General features: G+C 61.7%; 10 protein-coding genes. 4 read left to right on the top strand and 6 right to left on the bottom strand.

What is annotated here, in order from left to right:
- Window positions 1-61 precede the first annotated feature (61 nt).
- The 5 genes from J4E53_RS27895 to J4E53_RS27875 all read right to left on the bottom strand — a co-directional run bounded on the left by J4E53_RS27895 (window position 62) and on the right by J4E53_RS27875 (window position 4273).
- Complete coding sequence (locus J4E53_RS27895) at window positions 62-382, bottom strand: DUF2388 domain-containing protein (protein WP_170846005.1); 321 nt, start codon at window positions 380-382, stop codon at window positions 62-64.
- Between the two features lie 65 nt (window positions 383-447).
- On the bottom strand, window positions 448-897 hold the full coding sequence (locus J4E53_RS27890; RefSeq protein ID WP_060740143.1) for an NfeD family protein: 450 nt from the start codon (window positions 895-897) through the stop codon (window positions 448-450).
- A gap of 9 nt (window positions 898-906) precedes the next feature.
- Window positions 907-1827 carry an SPFH domain-containing protein gene (locus J4E53_RS27885; RefSeq protein ID WP_014340768.1) on the bottom strand — a complete coding sequence of 307 codons (921 nt, stop codon included), beginning with the start codon at window positions 1825-1827 and terminating at the stop codon, window positions 907-909.
- Window positions 1828-2003: 176 nt separating this feature from the next.
- Window positions 2004-3788 (bottom strand): GspE/PulE family protein, encoded by a 1785-nt coding sequence (locus tag J4E53_RS27880; RefSeq protein WP_060740144.1) that lies wholly within the window; start codon window positions 3786-3788, stop codon window positions 2004-2006.
- Between the two features lie 146 nt (window positions 3789-3934).
- Window positions 3935-4273, bottom strand: a complete 339-nt coding sequence (locus J4E53_RS27875; protein WP_103310983.1) for a hypothetical protein — start codon at window positions 4271-4273, stop codon at window positions 3935-3937.
- 126 nt (window positions 4274-4399) lie between these two features.
- Between J4E53_RS27875 and J4E53_RS27870 the strand changes: the two genes are divergently transcribed.
- On the top strand, window positions 4400-4870 hold the full coding sequence (locus J4E53_RS27870; protein ID WP_060743113.1) for an Lrp/AsnC family transcriptional regulator: 471 nt from the start codon (window positions 4400-4402) through the stop codon (window positions 4868-4870).
- 130 nt (window positions 4871-5000) lie between these two features.
- Here the strand turns inward: J4E53_RS27870 and J4E53_RS27865 are convergent, their stop codons facing one another.
- Window positions 5001-6368, bottom strand: coding sequence for an inorganic triphosphatase (locus J4E53_RS27865; RefSeq protein ID WP_063325205.1), 1368 nt, complete (start codon window positions 6366-6368; stop codon window positions 5001-5003).
- 158 nt (window positions 6369-6526) lie between these two features.
- Here J4E53_RS27865 and argE point away from each other — a divergent pair, with 158 nt between their 5' ends.
- The 3 genes from argE to J4E53_RS27850 all read left to right on the top strand — a co-directional run.
- Window positions 6527-7684: an acetylornithine deacetylase gene (gene argE / locus J4E53_RS27860; protein ID WP_060740146.1), complete on the top strand. Its 1158-nt coding sequence runs from the start codon at window positions 6527-6529 to the stop codon at window positions 7682-7684.
- A 137-nt stretch (window positions 7685-7821) separates the two neighbouring features.
- A complete protein-coding gene (gene argA, locus J4E53_RS27855) occupies window positions 7822-9120 on the top strand; it encodes an amino-acid N-acetyltransferase (RefSeq protein ID WP_053126389.1) in 1299 nt (432 codons plus the stop codon).
- Window positions 9121-9586: 466 nt separating this feature from the next.
- Window positions 9587-10897, top strand: a 1311-nt coding sequence (locus J4E53_RS27850) for an OprD family porin (RefSeq protein WP_207268236.1), incomplete at its 3' end; no start/stop codon positions are given.

Genomic DNA, 10897 nt, shown 5'->3' with positions numbered 1-10897 from the left:
TGGGATTTTCACCGGGCAAAAAAATGCCGCTCATCGAGCGGCATTTTTTATTGGCCGGGCATCAGTCCTGGGCGACGGCGTTTTTCGCCAGGATCGCGTTGGCCAGCTCCATGTCGGTGGCTTGCAGACCTGGGTTATCGGCACGCACTTTCTGCATCGCCGCTTCCAGGTAAGGGCCACGGATACCGCCATCGCTGGCGACGAAGCTGCCGGCGTCGTCCTGGGCGGCGACGATCAGTTTGTGATCCTTGAAGGTCAGGTAGGTGGAACCGGTGGTCGCACCGGACGAGATGACGTTACGCCAAAACGTGTCGGCCATTGCCGAGCCAACAGGAAGAGACAGCAAGGCTAGGGTAGCGACAGCAAGTTTGAGACGCATGATAGGTGACTCCACTGGGTTAACTATGACGTTGGATTACCTGCGTCTCGATTCAGTTCCATGACTTGTCAGTCAGCCCGTTCCACCTGCAGCACCGCGCCCTCCTGCGCCACCACCCTGACCCGCGTGCCAACGGGCGATTCGGGCCCCTTGGCCAGCCAGACACTGTCGGCCACCTTGATCTTGCCGCGGCCATCGACAATCGCTTCATGCACCAGGAAGACCTTGCCGATCAGTTCCTGCCCGCGCAGGTTCAGGTGCGGCTGATCGCTTTGGCGCACAGCGCTGCGCTGGCGTCGCCACCAGTACAGTGCCGTGGCGATGGCGAACAGGCCGAACAACAGGAACTGCAGCTCCCACGGCATCTGCGGCAGGAAGAACGTGAGCACGCCGACTGCCGCGGCGGCCATGCCGATCCACAGCAGGTAACCACCGGCGCCGAACACTTCAAGGATCAGCAGGATGACGCCCAGCGCCAGCCAGTCCCAATACGACATGTGTTGCAGGAACCCCCACATACGCGCGCCTCAGGCTTTCTTGCTGTCGAAGGTGGCCCTGACGATCTCGCCGATGCCACCGACCGCACCGATGACCTGGCTGGCTTCCAGCGGCATCAGGATCACCTTGCTGTTGTTGGCCGACGCCAGTTTGCCCAGTGCATCGATGTATTTCTGTGCGACGAAGTAGTTCACGGCCTGGACGTTACCGTCGGCAATGGCCTGGGACACCACCTGGGTGGCCAACGCTTCGGCTTGCGCCTGACGCTCGCGGGCCTCGGATTCCAGGAACGCCGCCTGGCGGCTGCCCTCGGCCTCGAGGATCTGCGCCTGCTTCTTGCCTTCGGCGGTGAGAATCGCCGATGCGCGCAGGCCCTCGGCTTCGAGGATCTGGGCACGCTTGATACGTTCGGCTTTCATTTGCCCGGACATGGCGGCCATCAGGTCCGCCGGGGGGCTGATGTCCTTGATCTCGATCCGGGTGATCTTGATGCCCCACGGCGCCGTGGCTTCATCGACGGTGCGCAGCAGTTTTTCGTTGATGCCGTCGCGCTGGCTCAGCATCGCGTCCAGCTCCATGGACCCCAGCACGGTGCGGATATTGGTTTGCAGCAGGTTGCGGATGGCGTGCTCGAGGTTATTCACCTCGTAGGCCGCCTGGGCCGTATTGACCACCTGGAAGAAGCACACGGCGTCGATCTGTACCGTGGCGTTGTCGGCGGTGATGACTTCCTGGGGCGGGATGTCCAGCACGCTTTCCATGACATTGATCTTGCGCCCGATGCGATCCATCACCGGGATGATGATGTTCAGGCCGGGCTTGAGGGTGTTGGTGTAGCGGCCGAACCGCTCGACAGTCCATTGGTAGCCCTGGGGCACGACCTTGAAGCCCATGAAGAGAATGGCGACCACCAGGCCGATGAAAAGTAAAAGTACGCTACCGATCTGCATGACGGTTCCCTGTGCGAGTTGAGATGGACCTGCGAGCCCTGAGTGTAGGGCAAGCGGCCATTATCCTCACTCTGTGGGAGCAAACTCTGTGGGAGCAAAGCTTGCTCGCGATGCAGGCGCCTTGCCTCCCCGGGAGACCGCGTCATTTTCATCGCGGGCAAGCCTTGCTCCCACAGCTACTTCTGTTCGCTCTGCGGTGTCACGCGCAGGACTTCCTCAACGGTGGTCAAGCCCGCCGCCACCTTTTGCGCCCCCGACAGCCTCAGGCTGCGCATGCCTTCCTTGAAGGCCTGGCGGCGCACCGCCAGCAGGTCGGTGTCGGGGTGGATCAAGGCCTTGATGCTGTCGGTCAGTTGCATGATTTCGTAGACACCGGCGCGGCCGCGGTAACCGGTGTCGCGGCATTCCAGGCAGCCGACGGCCTGTTGGGCATTGCTCGGCAACGGTGCCTGCCAGGGCCGCGTCAGGGTCTGCCAGTCGTCTTCGTCCAGGGCCAGCGGGGCCTTGCATTGCGGGCACAGGGTGCGCACCAGCCGTTGGGCCATGACCCCGAGCACGGTGGCCTTGATCAGGTAATGGGGCACACCCAGCTCCAGCAGGCGGCTGATGGCGCTCGGCGCGTCGTTGGTGTGCAGCGTCGACAGCACCAGGTGCCCGGTCAGCGCCGCCTGGATCGCCATTTCAGCGGTTTCCAGGTCACGGATCTCACCGATCATGATGATGTCCGGGTCTTGCCGCATCAGTGCCCGTACCCCGGCGGCGAAGGTCAGGTCGATGTTGTGCTGGACCTGCATCTGGTTGAAGGACGCCTCGACCATTTCAATCGGGTCCTCGATGGTGCAGAGGTTCACTTCCGGCGTCGCCAGTTTCTTGAGCGTGGTGTAGAGGGTGGTGGTCTTGCCGGAACCGGTAGGCCCGGTCACCAGGATGATGCCATTGGGCTGGCGGGTCATGTCCTGCCAGCGGCGCAGGTCATCGGCGGAGAAACCGAGCTGGTCGAAATCCTTGAGCAGCACTTCCGGGTCGAAGATCCGCATGACCATTTTTTCGCCGAACGCCGTGGGCAAGGTCGACAGGCGCAATTCCACTTCGCCGCCGTCCGGGGTCTTGGTCTTGACCCGGCCGTCCTGGGGTTTGCGTTTTTCCGCGACGTTCATCCGCCCCAGGCTCTTGAGGCGGCTGACGATCGCCATCGTGACCTGCGGCGGAAACTGATAGACGGTGTGCAGCACCCCGTCGATGCGAAACCTTACGGTGCCCTGCTCGCGGCGCGGTTCGATGTGGATATCGCTGGCCCGCTGCTGGAAGGCGTATTGGAACAACCAGTCGACGATATTGACGATGTGAGCGTCGTTGGCGTCCGGTTCCTGGTCACTGGCCCCCAGGTTGAGCAACTGTTCGAAATTGCTCAGGTTGCTCGGTTGCTGGTCGGTCGTGGTGGCGCCGCTGACCGATTTGGCCAGGCGATAGAACTCCACGCTCAAGCGCTGGATATCCACCGGGTTGGCGACCACCCGCTTGATCGGCAGCTTGAGCACGTGGGTCAGGTCGGCTTCCCAGCTGCTGACGTAGGGTTGTGCGCTGGCAACGGTGACGGCGTCACGATCGACGGCTACTGCGAGGATCTTGTGGCGCTGGGCAAAGGCATAGGACATCAAGGGCGTCACGGCCGCTACGTTGATTTTCAGCGGGTCGATGCGCATGTAGGGTTGGCCGGCCTGCTGGGACAACCACAGGGTCAGGTTCTCCAGGTCCAGGCGCTTGCCGGGTCGACTGAGGTCGTCCAGGTGTTGGTTGGCAATGAACTCCAGCGGATGTAGCTGGCTATTGGCGCTGTGGCGTCGGCGGGCGTTGAGCGCGGTTTCGGCTGAATCCTGGCTGATGAAGCCCTGGGTGACCAGTTGGCGCAGCAGATCATTGAGGTCCAGCCAGCGGTCCTGAGTGGCGTGTTTGGTGGACATGCGGGTTCCTATTGGACAATTGCAGCAAAGCCGCGATACAGACGCTTCGGCGTCCTCGCTCGGTCTGCAAAAGAATAGTCCCGACCCTGTGGTCCGTTGGGCCACTACCCGACCAATGCGTTACCAGGTCTTGCCCATGGGGGCGCTCAGCCGGCCGCCTGGGTCGGCTCAACCCTCGTAAATTCAGCGCTTTGCAGGTCCACCGAGCACATGCCGATCAGGTTACGTAGTTTTTCAGCGATCACCTGGGCTCGGTGCCAACTCAGCCCATCCAGGCCGATGTCCAGGGACAGCAGATCGTCGAGGCGCTCGACGCGCACGTGCCGTGGCGTCAGGCCCTGCAAGGCAAACAGGTTCAACGCCCGGCACAACAGGTCCGGCTCGGCCTCGGCCAGCATCTGGTACTGCACTCGGCAATGGGTATTGGCGGCGTGCCAGACGTCGGCGCGGGTCGTAGTTGTGGCAACGGCTTCGAGTGGGGGCATGGGTGGTCTCCTGGGATGCGGGAGAAATATTTACATGTGTCACGGGGTATTTCTTATCTAAGATGAGTGGTTCTGGCGATTTTTCGAATCGCTTGATTCTCCAAATCATTATTTATGGGTTTGTTTATGCAAAGCGAGCTGGATGGCTACGACCGCCGGATACTGGCGCTGCTGCAAGAGGATGCCTCGCTGTCCAGTGCGCAAATCGCCGAGCAGGTCGGCTTGTCTCAATCGCCGTGCTGGCGGCGGATCCAGCGGATGAAGGAGGAGGGCATCATCCGTGCTCAGGTGACGTTGCTGGATCGCAAGAAAATCGGCCTGAACACGCAGATCTTCGCCGAAGTGAAACTCAACGCCCATGGCCGTTCGAACTTCACCGAGTTCACCGAGGCGATTCGCGGCTTTCCCGAAGTGCTGGAGTGTTATGTGTTGATGGGGGCGGTGGATTTTCTGCTGCGTATCGTCACGGCGGACATCGAGGCGTATGAGCGATTCTTTTTCGAAAAGCTGTCGATGGTGCCGGGGATCCAGGAAGTGAATTCGATCGTGGCGCTGTCGGAGATCAAGTCGACGACGAGTTTGCCGGTGGTGCGCTGAAGCTTGTTTCCAGGGTGTTTGTGCTGGCCTCATCGCGAGCAAGCTCGCTCCCACAGTTGATCTTCAGCGGCCACTAGATGTGGTTACAACGCTGAACCCCGTGGGAGCGAGCTTGCTCGCGATGGCGGCATCACAGGCGCAGCAAAGTCTTCCAAGCCCGATTCTGGTACACCGCAATCGCCTGCTGCTTGCGTGCATCCAGGGTTTCGTCGGTGATGGGTTGGTTGGCCAGTTGCGCCAGCTTGTTCAGCTCACCATAAAGGCGATCCATTTCCGGGATCTCCAGCACATGACGGGCGTGGTGCAGCCAGGCCTGGATGCGTTCGATACGCGGCAGTTGCTCAGCGAGGTCTTCCGGCTGCTGCTGATAGCGTTGCAATTGCAGGGACGAGGATTCTTCGCCCAGCAGACGCGGCAGCCAGCTGCCCAGTTGCGCCGCGCCCTGGCGATTGCCACGGGTGTTGCGCTCGGCGGCCCAGCTGCGGGCCAGCAGCCAGCGTGAAGTGTTGAGGGAGAACAGGCCCCAGCGCGGGTCTTGCAGCTCTTCAAGGAACTGTTCCGGCGCGGCCTTGCGCACGTCTTCATCGTCCAGGCCGGCCTGGACCAGCGGACGCCAGTCTTCCAGCAACGCGTCCAGGGCCAGGCGCAGGTCGTGGGTCGATTGGCGTGGCGCGGCCTGGCCGAGGCTGCTGAGCAGGGCACGCAGTTCGGCGAGGTTTTCCACCCAGTCCTGCAGCAGGCGCCAGTGGCCGTTGAAACGGTATTGTTCAGCCAGGCGCTGGCTGCTGCCGAGCAAATGCCAGCTCAGCGCGGCGAAGGCGTCATCCAGCGGCGTTTCGGCGGTCAACTGCGGGGCCGGCAGGCTCAAGGCATAGCTGCCCGCGTCATACAGGCGATAGCCACGCTCGGCCTTGCTGATGTCGCACGGCATCAAGGGCAGGGTCGCGGCCAGCTCGGCGGCCAGTTCCAGCAGGGCGGCGGGCTCGCCTTCGCGCAATTCCAGCTCCAGTTCGCAGATTTCTTCCTTCTGCTTGCCCACCACGACGTGGCCCAGGTCCAGGGCGGCTTCGATGACCACCTTGCTTTTGCCACGGCCCCAGGCGATTTCAGCGCGTTCGCGGACGAAATCGGTGGTGAAGATGGCCTTGAGGGTTTTTTTGTCCAGTTCGGCCAGGGCCTCGGGCCAGCACTCGCCGTCGAGCTTCTTCAGGTCGAGCTTGGCCTTGGGCAGGTGCCAGTCGTATTCGTTGCGTTCGGACAGGCCGGCGACGCTCTGGCCACGGGTCTTGAGGGTCTGGATCACCTCTTCGCCGTCGCGGCGCAGGCGCAGGGCGACCTTGGCCCGGGCCAGGTCGCGTTCTGGCGTGTCGAAATACTGGTTCATCAATTCGTGGCGTTCCCAGCCACTCTTGTTGCGTTTTTTCAGCAGCGGATGCTCGCGCAAGGCTGCCAGGGTCTCGCGGCTGACGCGGAGTTTGATTTCGGTTTCTTTCTGCATGGCCGGAAAATCCAGGGATCGGGTGCGCAGCCGGGGGAAGGTGTGGCTGCCAAGGCCGTGCAGTGTACAGGACTCGATCATCCTACGCGCCGCGACGGTTTATTCCTTGCGCCGGATGGTTCTATGATGGACATCAATCTGTAAGCCTGGAGTCAGCGATGCCTTTGCCGTCCATGAAAGATCAATTCGCTGCCCTGATCGCCACGCCTTCGGTCAGCTGTACCCAACCTGGGCTCGACCAGTCCAACAGTGCCGTGATCGAGCTGCTGGCAGGCTGGCTCACCGAGCTGGGGTTCTCCTGCGATGTCCAGCAGGTCAGCCCCGGCAAATTCAATTTGCTGGCCAGTTTCGGCAGTGGTCCCGGCGGCCTGGTGTTGGCGGGCCACAGCGACACGGTGCCGTTCGACGGTGCGTTATGGCAGACCGATCCATTGAAGCTCACCGAGGTCGATGGCCGTTGGGTGGGCCTGGGCAGTTGCGACATGAAGGGTTTTTTCGCCTTGGCCATCGAAGCGGTCAAGCCGCTGCTGGACCAACCGTTCAAGCAACCGCTGCTGATCCTCGCGACCTGTGACGAAGAAAGCTCCATGGCCGGCGCCCGGGCCCTGGCCGATGCCGGTCGACCGTTGGGGCGCGCGGCGGTGATCGGCGAGCCGACCGGCCTGCGACCGATTCGCCTGCACAAGGGCGTGATGATGGAGCGCATCGATATTCTCGGGCGCAGCGGCCATTCCTCCGACCCAAGCCTGGGCCGCAGCGCCCTGGAAGCCATGCACGATGCCATGGGCGAATTGCGTGGCCTGCGCCTGCAATGGCAGCGTGAATTCCGTAATCCGCAGTTCAGCGTGCCACAACCGACCCTGAACTTCGGTTGCATCCACGGTGGCGACAATCCCAACCGGATTTGCGGCCAGTGCTCCATGGAATTCGACCTGCGGCCGTTACCGGGCATGGACCCGCAAGTGCTGCGGGCGGCGATCCGGCAGAAGCTCGAGCCGATTGCCGAGCGACACCAGGTCAAGATCGACTATGCGCCGCTGTTCCCCGAAGTGCCGCCGTTCGAGCAGGCCGAGGACGCCGAGTTGGTCCGCGTGGCCGAACGACTGACCGGCCATCGCGCCGAAGCAGTGGCGTTCGGCACCGAAGCGCCTTATCTTCAGCGCCTTGGCTGCGAAACCCTGGTGCTCGGTCCTGGCGATATCGCCTGTGCCCACCAACCGGGCGAGTACCTTGAAATGTCACGTTTGCAACCTACCGTACAGCTGTTGCGGCAGTTGATCGGCCATTACTGCCTGACGCCGGCCACGGCCGGTTAAATTGTGCCCTTGCGGGCCCGTATTCATCACATGAGGAGAGCGCGCGTGTCGCCAAGCCTGTTCCGACGATAACCACCAGCCCGTTGTGCGTTCTGTTTCGTCTTTTTTTGGCTGTTATTTATTACAGGTCCAGGTTCATGCCCGAATACGTCAATTGGCTTCGTCACGCTTCGCCCTACATCAACGCCCACCGCGATTGCACCTTCATCGTCATGCTGCCCGGCGACGGGGTGGAACACCCCAATTTCGGCAACATCGTCCATGACCTGGTGCTGCTGCACAGCCTCGGCGTGCGCCTGGTGCTGGTCCATGGTTCGCGCCCGCAGATCGAGACCCGCCTCGCGGCACGAGGCCTGACGCCCCATTACCACCACGGCATGCGCATCACCGATGCGGCGACCCTGGAGTGCGTGATCGACGCGGTCGGCCAGTTGCGCATCGCCATCGAGGCACGCCTGTCCATGGACATGGCCTCCTCACCCATGCAGGGCTCGCGGCTGCGGGTCGCCAGCGGCAACCTGGTCACCGCGCGTCCTATCGGGGTGCTCGAAGGCGTGGATTATCACCACACCGGTGAAGTGCGCCGGGTCGATCGCAAGGGCATCAACCGCCTGCTGGACGAGCGCTCCATCGTGTTGCTGTCGCCGTTGGGTTATTCGCCCACTGGGGAGATCTTCAACCTGGCCTGTGAAGACGTCGCCACCCGGGCGGCCATCGACCTGGCGGCCGACAAGCTGTTGCTGTTCGGCGCCGAGCAAGGGCTTATCGGCGAGGACGGACGGCTGGTTCGGGAGTTGCGCCCGCAACAGGTCCCGGGCCACATGCAACGCCTGGGCAGCGACTATCAGGCCGAACTGCTGGATGCGGCGGCCCAGGCCTGTCGTGGCGGCGTCGCACGCAGCCATATCGTCAGCTATGCCGAGGATGGCGCGCTGCTGGCTGAACTGTTCACCCGCGATGGCAGCGGTACGCTGGTGGCCCAGGAGCAATTCGAGGTGGTGCGCGAAGCGGCCATCGAAGATGTCGGCGGCCTGCTGGACCTGATCAGCCCACTGGAAGAGCAGGGGATTCTGGTGCGTCGCTCCCGCGAAGTGCTGGAACGCGAGATCGAACAGTTCAGCGTGGTCGAGCGCGAAGGCATGATCATCGCCTGCGCGGCGCTGTACCAGATCGCCGATTCGGATGCCGGGGAACTGGCCTGCCTGGCGGTGAACCCGGAATATCGGCACGGTGGCCGGGGCGATGAACTGCTGGAACGAATCGAAACCCGGGCCCGCGCCCAAGGGCTCAAGACGCTGTTCGTACTGACGACCCGGACCGCCCACTGGTTCCGCGAACGTGGTTTCGAGCCCAGCAGCGTCGACCGTCTGCCGGCAGCGCGGGCGTCGCTCTACAACTATCAGCGTAATTCGAAGATCTTCGAAAAAGCCCTGTAGAGCCGTCCTGAACCCTTGCGCGACCGCGATCTTGATTTCAGACAATGAGCAGCTAGTCTGGAACGCTCAAGATCGCACCGTGCGCGAGCCGTCGTGATCAGGATCGAAGCCATTGGAGGCGCCGGAGCCTATTTCGCCGCAGGATGAGCGGACCTCGCAAAAAGCCCGATAAAACACCATTCAGTAATCCTCACTATCGCCGATAAGCCTTTCCACGGCTTGATGACGCTTTGCTGGCAACCATATGTCGAAACGAGCTGAAAACTAACGAAACAATTCTTTTTGGATTTATAGAGAATCCATTATTCTGCGGGCCGGTGTAGCGGGGTTAGACCTTGGTCGTAGTCACAAATGGTTACGATTGACTTGTCAGTCACGGTCTGGCGCTAATCGCGCATCCGCGGATTCCGGGCGTTCGATCCGGAACCAAAGACACACAAGAATTAGAAAACGAGAGGAGCGAAGCATGAACAAGTCCACCTTGGCCCTGGCTGTGGCCGTTGGGGTTTTGGCGCAGCAGGCAGGCGCCGCCGGTTTTATCGAAGACAGCAAGGCTACCTTGGGTCTGCGTAACTTCTACATCAACACGGATAACCGTGATTCGGCTGCTACAACGAACAAGTCTGAAGAATGGGGCCAAGGTTTCGACCTGCGCTTCATTTCCGGCTACACCCAAGGCACCGTCGGCTTCGGTATCGATGCCATCGGCCTGCTGGGTATCAGGCTGGATTCGGGCGGCGGTACCAACGGTGCCTCCAATAACAGCTACGGCGGCACGGTCTTCCCGAGCAAGTCCAACGGCGAAGCGGTGGATAACTTCTCCAGCCTGGGCCTGACCGCCAAGGCAAAGATCTCCCAGACCGAGCTGAAGCTGGGCACCCTGCAGCCAAAACTGCCGGTCATCGTGACCAACGATGGTCGTCTGCTGCCGCAAACCTTCCAGGGTGGCCAGATCACCTCGAACGAGATCAAGGACCTGACGCTCGTCGGCGGCCAGATCGAGCACGCCAAGGGTCGTAACTCCAGCAACAACGAGGAGTTGTCCATTGCCGGTGCGAACGGTCGTACCGCCAGCGGTCGCGACAGCAACAAGTTCATCTACGGTGGCGGTGACTACAAAATCACCAAGGACCTGACTGCCCAGTACTACTACGGCAACCTGGAAGACTTCTACAAGCAACACTTCCTGGGCCTGATCCACAACTGGGCCATCGGCCCGGGTGTCCTGAAGTCCGACCTGCGTTATTTCAACAGCCGCAGCGACGGCGCCAATGGTCATGACTCCACCTACTACACCACTGGCTACTATGGCGGCAGCGTCACCAAGGGCAAGGTCGACAACAACCTGTACAGCGGCCTGTTCCTGTACACCGTTGCCGGTCACACCTTTGGTGGTGGTTACCAGGCGAGCAACGGCGACAGCGATTTCCCTTGGCTGAACCAGGGCGACGGTTCGTCGGCTTACCTGACCACCGACATGCAAATCGCCAAGTTCGCCCGTGCCGGTGAACGTACCTGGCAGGGTCGCTACTCGTACGACTTCGCCAAGCTCGGCGTTCCTGGCTTGACCGCTGGCGTCATCTACCTGCGCGGCGACAACATCGACCACGCCACCGGTGACAAGACCGAGTGGGAACGTGACATCACTGTTGGCTACGTCGTACCGGAAGGTGCGCTGAAGAACGTTGGCGTGATGTGGAAAAACGCTACCTGGCGCAACGACATCCCAGGTCAGCGCGACCAGGATGAAAACCGCCTGATCGTCAGCTACTCGATC

The sequence above is a fragment of the Pseudomonas sp. FW305-28 genome (genome assembly GCF_017351395.1).
Lineage (GTDB): Bacteria > Pseudomonadota > Gammaproteobacteria > Pseudomonadales > Pseudomonadaceae > Aquipseudomonas > Aquipseudomonas fluorescens_AA.
The sequence above is the reverse complement of the archived record's forward strand: the minus strand, read 5'-3'. Positions and strand labels throughout refer to the sequence as shown.

Coding starts and splice junctions, on each gene's coding strand:
- J4E53_RS27885 (WP_014340768.1), bottom strand. CDS start 1,827: ATGCAGATCGGTAGCGTACTTTTACTTTTCATCGGCCTGGTGGTCGCC.
- J4E53_RS27875 (WP_103310983.1), bottom strand. CDS start 4,273: ATGCCCCCACTCGAAGCCGTTGCCACAACTACGACCCGCGCCGACGTC.
- J4E53_RS27880 (WP_060740144.1), bottom strand. CDS start 3,788: ATGTCCACCAAACACGCCACTCAGGACCGCTGGCTGGACCTCAATGAT.
- argA (WP_053126389.1), top strand. CDS start 7,822: ATGCCCGAATACGTCAATTGGCTTCGTCACGCTTCGCCCTACATCAAC.
- J4E53_RS27890 (WP_060740143.1), bottom strand. CDS start 897: ATGTGGGGGTTCCTGCAACACATGTCGTATTGGGACTGGCTGGCGCTG.
- J4E53_RS27865 (WP_063325205.1), bottom strand. CDS start 6,368: ATGCAGAAAGAAACCGAAATCAAACTCCGCGTCAGCCGCGAGACCCTG.
- J4E53_RS27870 (WP_060743113.1), top strand. CDS start 4,400: ATGCAAAGCGAGCTGGATGGCTACGACCGCCGGATACTGGCGCTGCTG.
- argE (WP_060740146.1), top strand. CDS start 6,527: ATGCCTTTGCCGTCCATGAAAGATCAATTCGCTGCCCTGATCGCCACG.